We start from the raw sequence: 14,174 nt of genomic DNA, 5'->3' as shown, positions 1-14,174 counted from the left end.
GCCGGCCGCGATTATGCCTAACTTTTGGCTCCCAATGTGGTAGCTGGTAGAGAATCTCCGGGTGGGGGTGGGTCCCCTCGGGGGTCGATTTTGGGGATCTGATGGTTTCCGACCGGGCACGAGCCGAGGGGCTATTGTCGCGCCGCCGTATTGGGCGAGCCGAGACGATATTGCTGTCTCTGGCCGCCGTCGCGCTGGCACTGGGCGCTGCCGCCTGGGTCGCGGATATCGGCGGTTCGGCCTCGCTGGTCACCGCCGCACTGCCGCCGGCCAATGCGCCTTCGTTCGATGATCGATTCGCTTCGGCTTCCAGCAGTCCGCCCGCCCGCGAGCTCGGCCTGCGAACGCTGGAGCGCTCCGCGGTCAATGCAGTCCAGCTCAAATTGCGCGATGCCAAGGCGATGCTCGCCCAGAAGCTCCAGGGCGACGACTGGCGCTCGACCCTGACCGATGACGACCGGCATATGTCCGAGGAGACGAGACAATCGCAGCGTGCTGACGCCATCCCGATGCCGCGCTCGCGCCCGCCCCAGGCGGACATCTCCGCCCAGATTGCCTCAAGCCAGGCTTATGCCGAGACCAACCCCCGTGTCGACAACCGCAATTTCTTCGAAAAATTCACCGACAAGATCAGGCTGGCCTCGCTGACGCCCGACAGCGGCCTGTTCGGCAAGGCGCCGGATCTCGCCGCGCTTGGCTACGATTCGCGCACCGCGGTCTACGACATCTCGGCCAAGGCGCTTTACCTGCCGAGCGGCATCGCGCTGGAAGCGCATTCCGGCATGGGCGCGCTGATGGACGACCCGGAGCACGTCGACCAGCGCATGGTTGGCGCGACCCCGCCTGCGACCTACGACCTGAAGCCGCGCGAAAAACTGTTTCACGGCGTCCGCGCACTGCGCTTGACGCCCACCGAGGGCACCAGCGCGCTCGGCCGCGTCGGCCTGCTCACCCACAATTACATGCTCGGGCCTCGTGGCGACTCCAACGGCTGCGTTTCGATCAAGGACTATGATCGATTCATGAAAGCCTACGACAACGGTGAGTTCAACCGTCTGGTCGTGGTGCCGAGGCTGACCCCATCGGCGACCGCCTCGCAGCGCGCGAGCACCGAGTCCTGATATCTGCTCCGGATATTGGCCTGCTACGGCGGGGCTGCCGTTTTCCTTTCGTTAAGCCGTCATCGTCCAGAAGCAGCCCATGAGTGATCCGCAAAGTTCCGAGACCCCGCTGCGCACGACGTTCAAGATCAAGCTGAACGGCGACACGCTGGCGATCGCGACCGTAGGCCAGGCCTATCAATTCCTCACCAATTTCAAATCGGTCGAGTGGATGGAATTCCGCTCGCTGCATGAAGACGCGGTCGCGGCGCTCGAAGGCGCCGCCGAGAACGCCATGCTCGTGGTGCAGGCGACCAACGCCGTGCGCGCGCTGTTTGTGAGCGCCAAGCTGCTCTGAGAGCGACACGGGAAATTTGGGAAGATTCCCGGATTGCGCCGCGCTCCATCCGGGCTACCGCTCACTAGTTGAACTCCGCTATAGCAACAGGCCATGGTCTGCGAAGATCGCGCTCAAGCCGATACGTTGAAACATAGTTCAGGGAGAGACCATCATGAAACGCCGTACATTCCTCAAGGGCGGCGCGGTTGCCGGCGCGACGACGCTGGTTGCCGCACCTGCGATCGCGCAAAGCGCGCCCGAGATCAAATGGCGCCTGACCTCGAGCTTCCCGAAGTCGCTGGACACTATCTACGGCACCGCTCAGACTTTTGCGAAATATGTTGCCGAGGCCACCGACAACAAATTCCAGATCCAGACCTTCGCGGCCGGCGAGCTCGTTCCCGGCCTGCAGGCGCTCGATGCGGTCAGCACCGCTTCTGTCGACATGGCGCAGACCCCGCTCTATTTCTACATCGGCAAGGAGCCGGCGCTGGCCTATGCCACCGGCGCGCCGTTCGGCATGAACCATCGCCATCAGGAATCCTGGTGGCATTTCGGCGGCGGCGCCGACCTCACCAATGAGGCGCTGAAGCCGTTCAAGGCGCATGCCATCCTCTGCGGCAATTCCGGCACCCAGATGGGCGGCTGGTTCCGCAAGGAGATCAAGACCGTCGACGATCTCAAGGGCCTGAAATTCCGCATCGCCGGGATGGGTGGTCATGTGCTGGCGCGGCTCGGCGTGGTCCCGCAGCAGATCGCGGGCGGCGACATCTATCCGGCGCTGGAGAAGGGCACGATCGACGCAGTCGAATTCGTCGGCCCCTATGACGACGAGAAGCTCGGCTTCCAGAAGGTCGCCAAATATTACTACTTCCCCGGCTGGTGGGAAGGCGGCGCCATGCTGCACATGATCGTCAACGACGAGAAGTGGGCGTCGCTGCCGAAGCAGTACCAGGCGATCGTCAACCAGGCCGCGTCGGCCGCGGGCGCCTGGATGCTCGAGAAATACGACAGCGTGAATCCGGCGGCGCTGAAGCGGCTGATCGCCAACGGCGCGGAGCTGAAGGCGTTTCCGCAGCCGGTGCTGGAGGCCTGCTACACCGCGACCCAGGACCATCTGAACGAGCTCGCCATCAAGAGCGACCTGTTCAAGCGCACCAAGGAAAGCCACGACGCCTATATGAAGGAGCTGCTGTTCTACACGCAGATCGCGGAGAATTTTTACGACAATTATCTGCTCGGCAAGATGCGCAACAAGGCTTGATCGCGCAAACTCCCGTAGGGTGGGCAAAGGCGCACTTGCGCCGTGCCCACCACTGCTTGCTTGCCTCGCCATGGTGGGCACGCTTCCTCCTTCGCTCTTCGAGCTACGGCGGACAAGTCGCTTTGCCCACCCTACAGCATCTATCGTGCGGTGAATTAAGCCGCGCCCAAACCCAGCTTCTCGTAAATCCGCCGCGCATAGGCGCCGAACGCGTCCGTCGTTTTCAGCGGCAGAGCCCGTGGGAAGGGCAGGTCGATGGGGAAATAATCGGCCATCTTCGCAGGTCCGGCCGTCAGCACGGCGCAGTGCGAGGACAGGAACACGGCCTCCTGGATCGAGTGCGTGATGAAGATGATGGTCTTGCCGCTCTCGCGCCAGATCCGCAGCATCTCCAGATTCATCTGCTCGCGCGTCAAGGCGTCGAGCGCGCCGAACGGCTCGTCCATCAGGATCAGTTTCGGGTCGTGAATGAAGGCGCGCGCGATGGCGGTGCGCTGCTGCATGCCGCCGGACAGCTCGCGCGGATATTTCTGCTCGTACCCGGCAAGACCCACCAGATTGAGCAGATCGCGCGCCCGCTCGCGCGCGGCCTTCATCGGAAGACCGACGATCTCTGCCGGCAGCAGCACGTTGTCCAGGATGGTCCGCCATTTCAGCAGCAACGCCTGCTGGAACACCATGCCAATGTCGCGGGTCGGATCGAACGGGCTTTTGGCGTTGCCGATCTTCACCGTGCCGCCGTCGGCGTCGTGCAAGCCGGCCAAAATCTTCATCACGGTGGTCTTGCCGCAGCCGGACGGGCCGACCAGCGAGACCAGCTCACCCTCCTGCACGTCCATGGTGACGTCGGACACCGCGAGGAATTCGGCGCCGCCGCTGCGATAGACCTTGCGGACGCCGTGCAGGCTGATGAAGGGGCTTGAGCTCATGCCAGCCATTTATCCAAGTTTGCGGCCACGAACGCGTCGTCGCTGAGGTCGGAATGCTCGCGGTACACGCGCTCGATCTCGTCCTTCTGGCCGGGGCTCAGGCCCTCGTTCGGATCGAGGCACCACAGGCCCTGCATCAGGCCCTGCCGTCGCAGCACCTCATGGCAGCCGGCGATGCAGCCGTGAAAATCGTTGGCGACGTCGAAGAAGGCGCTGTTGCAATCGGTGACGCGGGCATCGAGCGCGAGCAAATCGGCCGGCACGCTGTCCTTGTGCCGTGCCGCTTTGCAGCGCTCGAACTGTTTGATCGCGCTCGCCGTCCACACCGACCAGTGGCCGAGCAGGCCGCCTTTGAAATAAGTGCGCGTGGTGACGCCGTTGTCGCGGAGGTCGAACGGCAGCATCAAATCGAGCAGGATGTGGTCATCATTGCCGGTATAGAGCGCAACGCGGTCGAGCGCGCCGGCTGCTGCGACGCCGCGCAAAACATCAAGGGTCCGGTAGCGGTTGAACGGCGCGATCTTGATCGCGATGACATTGTCGATCGAGGCAAAGCGCTGCCAGAACCGGCTCGACAGGACCACGCCGCCGACCGCCGGCTGAAGATAGAAGCCGACCAGCGGAATTTCGGCTGCGACCGCTGCGCAATGCGCGATGATCTCGTCCTCCGACGCCCTCTTCATCGCAGCGAGACTGAGGAGCCCTGCGTGATAGCCGATGTCGCGCGCGGTGCGGGCTTCAGCGGTGGCCTGCCTAGTCGGACCGGCGATGCCCGCGACCAGCGCCAGCGGACGCTTGGTCCAGTTCGCCGCCGTCTCGGCGGCGAGCTCCAGCACGGGACGATAGAGGCCGACGTCACGGATCGCGAACTGCGTGGTGTGCACGCCGACCGCAAGGCCGCCGGAGCCGGCTTCGATGTAATAGCGCGTCAGCGCGCGCTGATGCTTTTTGTCGAGCTGGCGTTCGGCGGTGAGCGCGAGGGGATGCGCCGGCAGCACGGTGCCGTCGGCGATCAGCTTGCGGATCTCGCTGTTGATCTGGCTGTGGTGCATGATGTCCTATCCGAATTCAGGGCCGGCGACGGCGAATGGCATGTCTTCACCCGCGGTCTTAGCGGGGCCGAACCGCATGCGCTGGAACGGGCGCTCGATGATCCAGCCGGATGCGGTCAATCCTTCAGGGAACGCGGCTTGCGACGCGACGGCATCGAGCAGCAGCGGTCCGGTCTCCGATCGCGCGATGGCATCGACCAGGGTCAGCGCGGCTGCCGCGTCGTCGGCAAGCAGCGGGCCGATATGGCGCGCGGTACGTCCGTCGCGAACCAGCGCGATGGCGCCGTTCGCGGCGACGATGCGCGAGCCGGAACGCTGCGCGAAGTTGGAGAGCAGGGCGGTTCGATCGAGGCCCGTGGCGCGCCGGTCGCGCGCGCGGAGCGCGTCGAGCGTCGCGGACGAAGGTGCCTGCCCGGACGCGGATGCCGATTTCACCAGCTTGAGCCGGCGCAATTGCAGGGTCGGCGTGAACCCGAGCGGCCCATAGACGGCAGCACCGTCCGGGGTTGCGTCGAGCCAGCTCGTCAGGCCGCGTTCGCGCGCCATCGCCAGGCAGGCGTCGACGAGCCGCGTGGCGAGACCGCGTCGGCGATGGCTTGCCGTCACCAGCACCATGCTGATCCAGGCGTTGTCGCCGGGGTAGGGCAGGAGTGCTGCGGTCGCGACCAGTTGCGCGCCATCACGGATGCCGAACGCGACGCCGTCGCTCAAGAAAAACCGCCAGTCGTCTTCATTCTGGTTCCAGTGCGCCTCTGTCGAGAGCGCGAGGCCCGCCGCAGCATCCTCGACGCCAAGCTGGATGATGCGCGGATCGTCAGTAGCGTCCATCGCGCACCTCGTATTTGGTGGGCTTGCCGAGGCTCGGCATGGCGCGCGACACCCAATCCGCCGTCCAGGCGATCAGCTGCTCGGTGTCGACGACCGGCAGGCCGAAAAGCTCGACTGCCTTGGACGTGTCGGTCAGCCACGCGGTCGGCTCTTCGTTTCCTGTCAGCACCGGCATACGGCCGAACCTGGCGCCGAATCTTGCTGCGAGGTCGCGCACCGCCAAAATCTCGTGGCCGCTGACATTGATCGGCGAGGTCGGCGCTGTGCAATGCGCGAGGCAGCGCAGCGCCTGCGATGAGGCATCGCCCTGCCAGATGAAATTGACATGACCGATGCTGAGGTCGATCGGCGTGCCCGTGAGCACTTTCAAGGCGATGTCGTGCAGCACGCCATAGCGCATGTCGATCGCGTAGTTGAGGCGGAATAGCCGCCCGGGCGTTCCGAACTTGCGCGAAAAATACTCGAACATGCGCTCGCGGCCCACGCAGGACTGGGCGTACTCGCCGGGCGGGTTCGGCGCCATGTCCTCGCCCGATCCTTTGCCGTCGACGGGGACGAACGGATAGATGCAGCCGGTCGAGAACGCCACGATCCGCGACGAGGGGAAGGCCTGCGCGATCAGTGCCGGCACGTGCGCATTCATCGCCCAGGTCAGCGAGAGATCGCCCTCAGCGCCGAATTTGCGGCCGGCCATGAAGACAATGTTGGGCGCCTTCGGCAGCGCCTGAATCGCGGTCTCGTCCATTAGGTCGCAATTGATAGTCTCGACGCCACGCGCGTGCAGCCAGTCCTTGACGCCGGCGTCGCTGAAGCGGGCGACGCCGATGACACGGCGATCGGGCGCTGCGGCCTTGGCAAGCCCCGCAAGCGTCGGCCCCATCTTGCCGGCGACGCCGAGGATCATGATGTCGCCGTCGACCCGGGCGAGGTCGTCGATCAATGCCTGGGTCGGCCGGCACAGGAGATCGTCGAGCGCAGCGATATCAGGGATGGTCTTCGGCAGGTTGTGGCGGGTGAGGAGCATGGTTTTGGTCCTTGATCTTCAAGTTTGTCTTGCGTCGCCGACGACGAAGATGCGTTCGAGGACGAGCACGAAGCCGTAAAGCGCGACGCCGAGCAGGGTGAGCAGCACGACGGCCATCACCATCGCGGGCGTGTCGAGCGACGACTGCACCTGGATCATGAGGTAGCCGAGCCCGCGCTCGGAGGCGATGAACTCGCCGACTATGGCGCCGGCGACCGCGAGGATGGCGCCGACCTTCATTCCGGAGAAGATGTAAGGCAGCGATCCCGGCAGCTGGATCTTGCGGAACAGCGTCCAGCGCGAGCCGCGCAGCGATTTGACGAGGTCGAGCAGATCCGGCTCGACCTCGCGCAAGCCCCGCGCGGTGGTGAGCAGGATCGGGAAGAAGCAGATGCTGAAGGCGATCAGGATGTTCGGCACGATGCCGTAGGAGAACCAGACGATGAGGAGCGGACCAAGCGCGACCTTCGGGATCATGTTCAGCGTCACGAACAGCGGCAGCAGCACGAGGCTGATCAGCGGCGCCCAGCTGAAGATGACGGCCAGCGTCACGCCGACGAAGGCGCCGAGCGCAAAGCCGCCGAGGATCTCGATCGCCGTCACCAGCGTGTTGGCGCCCCAGGCGTAGCTCGCGGTTCCCAGCGTCTGGATTGTCGCGAGCGGCGAGGGCAGGATGAACTTCGGGACGTGGAAGGCATCGACCAGCACCTGCCAGAGCACCAGCACGGCGAAGTGCACGATTAGGACGATCGCAAAGCTGCGCGTATTGCGGGCGCCGTCTCCTGTCACCGGTTACCCCCTGCTGTCAGCGGCCACCTTGCCGCTGGTCGCAAGCCTAGCCGTCCCGGAGGGAAGTTTCAACCAGTTGGTTGATTATGGCCGGAGCGAATGCAGCACGAGATCGGCGACGTGCCGGCGGCGGGCGCGGCGCGCGGCCCGGCTCGACAGGTCCTTGCCGAAGATCGCCGACAGCGTCGGCGTGTTGGAGAGATAGAAATAGCTGAGGCCCGCGATGGAGATATAGAGCTGGATCGGGTCGATCCCCTTGCGGAACATGCCGGCGCGGACGCCTTCGTGAAGGATGTGGGACACGCTCTTCACCAGCGGCGAATGCATCGCCTCCAGCCGCGTCGAGCCGCGGACGTGGCGGGCACCGCCGCGGTTCTCGTCGTTCAGAAGCACGATGAAATCGGGGTTCGTCGCGAGGTAATCGAACGAGGCCTCGATCAGTTTCCGGATCGCCTTTCCCGGCGGCAGGCCTTCGAGATTGAGCTGACGTTCCTGCTCGCGGATATCGGCGTAAACCCATTCGAGCACGGCGAGATAGAGCGCGTCCTTGTCGCCGAAATAGTGGTAGACGAGCTGCTTGTTGACACCGGCGCGCTCTGCGATCTCGTCGACGCGGGCGCCGGCAAAGCCGTGCCGGGCGAACTCCTCGCGCGCCGCGGTGAGCAGCTTCTTGCGTGTGGCGACCGGGTCGCGCCGCTGCGGCACGGTGTCGCCTGAACGTTTTGCGGGCATTTCCAACCAAACAGTTGACAAGTTGAGGGCGGCCTTGTTGCATTGGTATCCTCACGGGGGGAGAGCGACAAGCCGGTCGCGGGCAACGAGGAGAGATGCGATGAAGCGTTTGCAGGCGGCGGGCTCGGCCCTGGCGGTGGCCCTGATGCTCGGATCACCAGTCGTGCCCGCGAACGCGGGCGAGGCGGTCAATCTGATTCTGAACTGGGCGCCGACGGCCGATCACTCGCCCTATTATTACGCCAAGGCGCAAGGCTGGTACGAGAAAGCGGGCATCGATCTGACCATCGAGGTCGGCAAGGGCTCCGGCGTCTCCGCCGCCAAGGTCGGCTCCGGCGGCTCGCCCTTCGGCGTCGCCGATCTCGCCACCATGCTGGTGGCGAAGAGCAAGGGGGCTGACGCTGTTGCCGTGATGAGCGTCTACGCCAACACCGGCCAGACCTTCTACTGGTTGAAGAGCTACGGCGTGAACGGGGTGAAGGATTTTGCCGGCCACAAGATCGGCAATCCGCCCGGGGACGCCTCGCGTGTGATGTGGCCGGCCTTCGCCAAGGCTGCAGGGCTTGCGCCCGACTCCGTCGGCTTCGTCAATGTCGGGCCGACGGCGAAGATCGCCGCGCTCAAGAGCCATACGGTCGACATCATCAGCGACTTCTACAACGAGCACGATTTGAAGGTGATCGAGTTCGGAAGCGATCTCGGCTACGTCAATTGGAAGGACATCGGGCTCAACCCTTACGGCAATTCGCTGATCGTCAACGGCGGCTATCTGCAGAAGAACCCGAAGCTGGTCGAGGCGTTCGTGCGGGTCACGCAAAAGGCCTTCGCGACCTGCGTCGCCGACGCCGCGCCCTGCCTGAAGGCGCTGCTCGATCAGGTCTCCGGTCTCGACAAGGAGAACCAGGAGCGCCAGTGGGAGCGCATCAAGTCCCTGATGACGGACGAATTCACGACGACGAAGGCACTCGGCTGGATCGACGGCGAGCGGATGAAGAAGGACTACGATCTGGTCCAGACCTATCTCGGCATGGAGAAGCCGTTCGACGTCACGACGGCGTTCACGACCAAGATGCTGGACCCCGCCATCAAGATGGATGCGAGCAAGGTGAAGAAGTAGGGGGCTGGTCGCCGCGCCGGCCCCACATTCCGCTGTCATGCCCCGGCTTGACCGGGGCATCCAGTACGCCGCAGCCTTTCGGCTGACCCGCAACCGTCTCGGAGTACTGGATCGCCCGCCTTCGCGGGCGATGACCGTTGTGCGGGGCGAGAGCGCCTGCTCAACGCCCTTGGTGCGCTTCCATGCCACGTAACCCCACGGAGAAATTAACCGGCCATTAACCATATCGGCGGCATCGTTAACCATTCAATAACAGGGGACGAGTCGGCCGCTATGGAGGCTGCAGTAAAACCTCAACGCCAAATGGTTCGCCTGCGCGGGCGCTCCTATGTGGCCTTCGTCTTCGTGCCGACGGTTCCCATCCAGGACTGGCTGCAGGAGATCGACACCACCATCGCGCGCTCGCCGGGCTTCTTCGCCGGCCGCCCCGTGGTGATCGACCTGTCCTCGGTCGATCTCAGCCAGTCCGGCATCGGCCATCTGCTCACCAGCCTTCAGGACCGCAACATCCGCGTGCTCGGGATCGAGGGCGTGGAGGAGGGCCGGTTGAACCCCATGATGCCGCCGCTGCTTTCGGGCGGGCGCAGCTGCGTGGTCGAGCCGAGTGCGCCCAAGAAGGTCGAGGCAAAGGTCGAGACCAAGCCGACCTCGCTGCTGCTCGAAAGCCCCGTGCGGTCGGGCCAGACCGTGATCTTCCCCGAGGGTGACGTCACCATTTTGGGCTCTGTCGGCTCCGGCGCCGAGGTCGTTGCCGGCGGCTCCATTCACATTTACGGCGCGCTACGCGGTCGCGCCATGGCGGGCGTGAACGGTCACACGAGCGCGCGCATCTATTGTCAGAAGATCGAGGCCGAACTGCTTGCAATCGATGGTTTTTACCAGACCGCCGACGATATCGACGCGGCCCTGCGCGGCAAGCCGGCCCAGGCCTGGCTGCAGGGCAACACCATGCGAATTACTGCGCTGAACTGACCAGAAGGAGATTTGAGAGATGGCCAAGGTACTGGTCGTGACGTCAGGCAAGGGGGGCGTCGGAAAGACCACGACGACCGCCGCACTGGGGGCTGCGCTCGCGCAGCGCGGCGAAAAAGTCGTCGTCGTCGATTTCGACGTCGGCTTGCGCAACCTCGACCTCGTGATGGGCGCCGAACGCCGCGTCGTGTTCGACCTCATCAACGTGGTGCAGGGCGTCGCAAAGCTGCCGCAGGCCCTGATCAAGGACAAGCGGCTGGAGAACCTCTGGCTGCTGCCGGCCTCGCAAACCCGCGACAAGGACGCGCTGACCGAAGAGGGCGTGGGCAAGGTCATCGACGATCTGCGCAGCCGTTTCGACTGGGTGATCTGCGACAGTCCGGCCGGCATCGAGCGCGGCGCCTCCATGGCGATGCGCTTTGCCGACGAAGCCGTGATCGTCACCAATCCCGAAGTCTCCTCGGTGCGCGATTCCGATCGCATCATCGGCATGCTCGATTCCAAGACGGTGCGGGCCGAGAAGGGCGAGCGGGTCGAGAAGCACATTCTCATCACCCGCTATGATCCCTCGCGCGCCGCGCGCGGCGAGATGCTGACCATCGAGGACATCCTCGAAATTCTTGCAACACCTTTGCTCGGCATCATCCCCGAGAGCCAGGACGTGCTGCGCGCCTCCAACGTCGGCACGCCCGTGACGCTGTCGAACGCGGAAGGCGCCCCGGCGCGGGCCTATATCGATGCGGCGCGGCGGCTGTGCGGCGACACCGTGCCGATGCAGGTGCCGACCGAGCGCAAAGGCTTCATGGACCGCCTGCTGCGACGGAGGGCCGCATGAGCATGGGTCTGCTTCGGCTTCTCCGCGGCAACAAGGCCTCTGCACCCGTCGCGCGCGAACGGTTGCAGATCCTGCTTGCCCATGAACGCGGACTGCGCGGCCAGCCCGATCTGCTCGGTGTGCTGCGTGAGGAAATTCTCGCGGTCGTCTCCAGGCACGTCACGCTGGACCCGACCAAGGTCATTGTCCGGCTCGATCGCGGCGACGAGGTCTCGACCCTCGAGGTCGATATCGAGGTGCCCAACGATTTCGAGCGCAAGCGCGCGGCGGCCGGCTAGGGACCTCAGCCGCGACGCTTCAAATTGGGGTGGGTGAAAAGGCGGTCCGCTGGGCATAGCGGGCCGCCTTTGCGCGCCGACATGAACGCTACGGAACGAGGTCCGGGGCTCAATCGTTGTGAAAAACCCGCGGCGGCGCGATGCACCGCGGTTTCGTCAAACGGGAGAACGCCCATGATGACCGAGGTCCAGGTCCACACCGTCGCGCGCCAGATGCTGGAACAGCATGGTTTTGCTGCGATCGCGAAGGCCGCCGAACAGGCCAGGGCTTGTGAGGGCCGCGGCGAGGCCGACGAGGCCAAAGAGTGGCGTCACATCGCGGACGCGATGAAGATCATCCGCGGTCCGCACCAGAACTGACACTCCCCCGCGTTCAACGCTCCCCGCGGTCAGCGCCCTGCGGCGAAGTGCGATTCTGTGTCTGCGGCTGGGAGCGCTCGCCCGTCTCCTTGCAGGGGAGCGGCTCCCACGAGCCATCCGGCGCCTGCTGATAAGCGCTACACGACGAAGACGAGGTCGATTTGTCCTCGCCCTTCTGGGCATTGGAATTCTTCGCCAGCACGGGCGCAGTCAGCATCGGTGCGACGGCAAACGCGACCGCGAGAAGGACATGGTTGATCCGCATGGGGCTCCCCTGTTCGAGTTCGAAAAGAGCCGCATGCTGGCGAGAAATGTGACGATTATTGGCCGAACCAAAAATTCCGGCGCGGTGTGCTTAACGCCGCACGATCACGCTAGCCGCCCTTGCTGCGGATCAGGCCGGCGAGGTTGGTCTTCTGGGCCTCGCACCAGCCGGGCATGCCGAGGCGGCGTTGGTTGAGGTCGGTCGCCTGGGTGGCCACCGCGACCTCGGCCATCAGATCGTCGTCCTGCTTCTCACCCATCTTGCCGCCCGTGTGCATCCAGGCGATCGCCTTGCGGACCTTCTCGGTGGTTCCTTCGGGCAGCTGCATCTGCTCCGCCTTCTGCACCAGATCCTGGTAGACGATATCGGTGCCCGGACATTCGACCTTGGCGGCGAAGGCCTGCAAGACCAACGTGACATAGGTCGAACGTGGATGGTCGGCCGCTTGGGCCGGCGCGGCCAGCAGCAACAGGGCCGTCATCAGAAAACCAGCGCGCATCCTTGGTACCTCCCCGAATTTTCGGGAAGGCTAGCGGCTGCCGCGCCGCTCCGCAATGGGGATGGCGTGCGCCCGCGAAGCCGGCCGGCGAGCTAGCGCCGCCAGGCCGGCACCGGATCCAGCGGCGTGCGATAGACCTCTTTGTGATCGCGGTCGGTGACGCGCACAGCGCAACCCTTGCTTTGCAGCTCGGGCTTCACCTGCGACAGCTCGGTAGCCAGTTGAACGGCGCGATCGGAGGCGACCTCGATGTCTTCGAGGATGATACCGCCCTGGTTCTTGAACTCTTCACCAACCACGAGATCGAAGGAATAGTAGGGCATCCGAATTCCCCGGTGTGACGAATTGAGCTTCGGGTGGACGTTTCAACACATGACCGATGGTACCACTGAGTCGATGTTTATCGAATGAACGGCGCGCGCAATCTCTATGCTTATGGCGCAGAAATGATGTGCAGCATTCAAGCGTGTTAAGATTTTATTAAATATGTCGGCGTGATCATGAGGCATGGAATTGCAGCAGAACCGGGCTCCGGGAACCGGCAGCTGCAAGAGAAGGCCGCCGGCATAGATCCCGACGGCCTTTTCTCTTGATGGAAAACGATCGAAGCTCGCTTCCCGTAGTCATCCGGATTCAACGCATCACATCGACTCGGGCAGCATCGCTGGCGCGACGCTTCGTGTCGTCGCGTGACGATCGTTCAGCGCAGCGGCATAGGCGGGCGCACGACAGGTCCATCGTCGTCGGCAACGGCTTGCGTCGTCATGGCAGCGGGCGGTGGGGCTGCGGCAGCCTGCGAGGCCGGCGGCGGCGGAGCGAGCGGCGCCGGCGAATAAGCCGGCATGTAGGTGTGCGACACGACCGGCTTCGGTTTGCGAACCGGCGGCGCCGCGGGCCGCGGCGGTAGCGCGGACATTTGCGCGCGCGGATCGACGCGCGGCTTCGCATCGGCCACCGGCTTCGGCGCGGGCGGCTTCGCCATCTCGCGTGCCATCTGCTCCTGCCCGGCCTTCAACTCGGCGATGTTGGTCTTGAGCTGCTCGATCTGTTGCGCCATCGCGGTGAGATCGCGCGTCATCGACTGCACCGATTGTACAGGATCGGGTTGTGTTGCCGGGAGCACTGCTGCTGCAAGCTGGGTTGCAGGCGGAGCCGCAGATTGATCGGCCGCTTGATCCGTTGTGGCTTGATCCGTTGCGGCCTGGTCCGCAGGCGGCGCAGCCTGTGCGGCGGCGAGCGGTGCGGTCTGCGAGGTCGAAGGCAGCAGCGACGCCAATGCCGGGGTCCATTCGGCGAGCATCTGTCTTGCGGTGTCGCCATGTTTCTCCCAGGCGACAGTAGCGGCCGCGCTTCCGCCCGCAAACAGCATCGTGACGAACGCGCCGCGCAGCCATTTGCCAGCGGAGGAGCGCTTCTGCCGGCTGAGACCATCACCGGCCGCAACGCGCACGGCGGTGTCGACCGAGGGCGCTGCCGTCTGCGGCTCCGCGACGGGACTGAACTTCGGCTCCGGATTCATTCTGGACTTCAGCGTGAACGCCGGATCTATTTTGGGTTCGGGACGGGCCGTGATCTCAGGCGCGAGCGCGGGCGCAACGCTGAGAGGGCGCGAGGCCAGCAAAATGTCAGGCGAAATCTGCACCGCGTCGTGCGGGTCGTTGTTCGTGACCGTGTCCTTCACGATCTCATCGACGATTTGCCGAGAGTTCAGCGTCGCGAGCATCGCAGCTCCTTTGAAGCCTGGGTGTTTTGAAGCCCCAGGTGTTGAGTATTGAGGTATCGGTCGTTCG

At 64.5% G+C, this 14,174-nt stretch carries 18 protein-coding genes; 8 read left to right on the top strand and 10 right to left on the bottom strand.

The window, feature by feature from the left end; genetic code table 11:
* Positions 1-170: 170 nt before the first annotated feature.
* From BcanWU425_RS22745 to BcanWU425_RS22735, 3 genes are all read left to right on the top strand, one after another.
* Positions 171-1,121, top strand: a complete 951-nt coding sequence (locus tag BcanWU425_RS22745; protein WP_204511041.1) for a DUF2778 domain-containing protein — start codon at positions 171-173, stop codon at positions 1,119-1,121.
* 79 nt (positions 1,122-1,200) lie between these two features.
* Entirely contained in the window at positions 1,201-1,458 is a 258-nt protein-coding gene (locus BcanWU425_RS22740; protein WP_007609546.1) for a hypothetical protein, read from the top strand.
* 154 nt (positions 1,459-1,612) lie between these two features.
* A complete protein-coding gene (locus tag BcanWU425_RS22735) occupies positions 1,613-2,704 on the top strand; it encodes a TRAP transporter substrate-binding protein (protein ID WP_018454553.1) in 1,092 nt (363 codons plus the stop codon).
* Between the two features lie 155 nt (positions 2,705-2,859).
* Here BcanWU425_RS22735 and BcanWU425_RS22730 read toward each other — a convergent pair whose 3' ends face one another.
* The 6 genes from BcanWU425_RS22730 to BcanWU425_RS22705 all read right to left on the bottom strand — a co-directional run bounded on the left by BcanWU425_RS22730 (position 2,860) and on the right by BcanWU425_RS22705 (position 8,058).
* Positions 2,860-3,642 (bottom strand): ABC transporter ATP-binding protein, encoded by a 783-nt coding sequence (locus tag BcanWU425_RS22730; RefSeq protein ID WP_018454552.1) that lies wholly within the window; start codon positions 3,640-3,642, stop codon positions 2,860-2,862.
* A complete protein-coding gene (locus tag BcanWU425_RS22725; RefSeq protein WP_018454551.1) occupies positions 3,630-4,685 on the bottom strand; it encodes a dihydrodipicolinate synthase family protein in 1,056 nt (351 codons plus the stop codon). Before BcanWU425_RS22725 ends, BcanWU425_RS22730 begins: the two co-directional genes overlap by 13 nt.
* A gap of 6 nt (positions 4,686-4,691) precedes the next feature.
* Positions 4,692-5,513, bottom strand: a complete 822-nt coding sequence (locus BcanWU425_RS22720; RefSeq protein ID WP_018454550.1) for a GNAT family N-acetyltransferase — start codon at positions 5,511-5,513, stop codon at positions 4,692-4,694.
* Positions 5,500-6,537 (bottom strand): NAD-dependent epimerase/dehydratase family protein, encoded by a 1,038-nt coding sequence (locus BcanWU425_RS22715; RefSeq protein ID WP_018454549.1) that lies wholly within the window; start codon positions 6,535-6,537, stop codon positions 5,500-5,502. Before BcanWU425_RS22715 ends, BcanWU425_RS22720 begins: the two co-directional genes overlap by 14 nt.
* Positions 6,538-6,555: 18 nt before the next feature.
* Positions 6,556-7,326: an ABC transporter permease gene (locus tag BcanWU425_RS22710; protein ID WP_026232760.1), complete on the bottom strand. Its 771-nt coding sequence runs from the start codon at positions 7,324-7,326 to the stop codon at positions 6,556-6,558.
* An 84-nt stretch (positions 7,327-7,410) separates the two neighbouring features.
* Positions 7,411-8,058 carry a TetR/AcrR family transcriptional regulator gene (locus BcanWU425_RS22705; RefSeq protein WP_018454547.1) on the bottom strand — a complete coding sequence of 216 codons (648 nt, stop codon included), beginning with the start codon at positions 8,056-8,058 and terminating at the stop codon, positions 7,411-7,413.
* Positions 8,059-8,158: 100 nt separating this feature from the next.
* Between BcanWU425_RS22705 and BcanWU425_RS22700 the strand changes: the two genes are divergently transcribed.
* From BcanWU425_RS22700 to BcanWU425_RS22680, 5 genes are all read left to right on the top strand, one after another.
* Positions 8,159-9,175: an ABC transporter substrate-binding protein gene (locus BcanWU425_RS22700; RefSeq protein ID WP_018454546.1), complete on the top strand. Its 1,017-nt coding sequence runs from the start codon at positions 8,159-8,161 to the stop codon at positions 9,173-9,175.
* 273 nt (positions 9,176-9,448) lie between these two features.
* Complete coding sequence (gene minC, locus BcanWU425_RS22695; RefSeq protein WP_026232759.1) at positions 9,449-10,147, top strand: septum site-determining protein MinC; 699 nt, start codon at positions 9,449-9,451, stop codon at positions 10,145-10,147.
* Positions 10,148-10,166: 19 nt separating this feature from the next.
* A complete protein-coding gene (gene minD / locus BcanWU425_RS22690; protein WP_007591740.1) occupies positions 10,167-10,982 on the top strand; it encodes a septum site-determining protein MinD in 816 nt (271 codons plus the stop codon).
* Complete coding sequence (minE, locus tag BcanWU425_RS22685; protein ID WP_007591739.1) at positions 10,979-11,260, top strand: cell division topological specificity factor MinE; 282 nt, start codon at positions 10,979-10,981, stop codon at positions 11,258-11,260. Before minD ends, minE begins: the two co-directional genes overlap by 4 nt.
* A 174-nt stretch (positions 11,261-11,434) precedes the next feature.
* Positions 11,435-11,620: a hypothetical protein gene (locus BcanWU425_RS22680; RefSeq protein WP_231188565.1), complete on the top strand. Its 186-nt coding sequence runs from the start codon at positions 11,435-11,437 to the stop codon at positions 11,618-11,620.
* A gap of 13 nt (positions 11,621-11,633) precedes the next feature.
* Here the strand turns inward: BcanWU425_RS22680 and BcanWU425_RS22675 are convergent, their stop codons facing one another.
* The 4 genes from BcanWU425_RS22675 to BcanWU425_RS22660 form a co-directional block, all read right to left on the bottom strand.
* Positions 11,634-11,885, bottom strand: a complete 252-nt coding sequence (locus tag BcanWU425_RS22675) for a hypothetical protein (RefSeq protein WP_018454543.1) — start codon at positions 11,883-11,885, stop codon at positions 11,634-11,636.
* A 109-nt stretch (positions 11,886-11,994) separates the two neighbouring features.
* Positions 11,995-12,384, bottom strand: a complete 390-nt coding sequence (locus tag BcanWU425_RS22670; protein ID WP_204511042.1) for a hypothetical protein — start codon at positions 12,382-12,384, stop codon at positions 11,995-11,997.
* Positions 12,385-12,476: 92 nt separating this feature from the next.
* Complete coding sequence (locus BcanWU425_RS22665) at positions 12,477-12,707, bottom strand: DUF6894 family protein (protein ID WP_007591727.1); 231 nt, start codon at positions 12,705-12,707, stop codon at positions 12,477-12,479.
* A 377-nt stretch (positions 12,708-13,084) separates the two neighbouring features.
* The gene (locus tag BcanWU425_RS22660) at positions 13,085-14,107 is read right to left on the bottom strand and encodes a hypothetical protein (protein ID WP_204511043.1); all 1,023 of its coding nucleotides are present in this window, start codon (positions 14,105-14,107) and stop codon (positions 13,085-13,087) included.
* Between the last annotated feature and the right edge of the window lie 67 nt (positions 14,108-14,174).

Origin of the sequence: Bradyrhizobium sp. WU425 (assembly GCF_021052305.1) — a bacterium.
In the GTDB taxonomy this organism is placed as follows: Bacteria; Pseudomonadota; Alphaproteobacteria; order Rhizobiales; family Xanthobacteraceae; genus Bradyrhizobium; species Bradyrhizobium canariense_D.
This window is presented reverse-complemented; position numbering and strand designations above follow the sequence as displayed.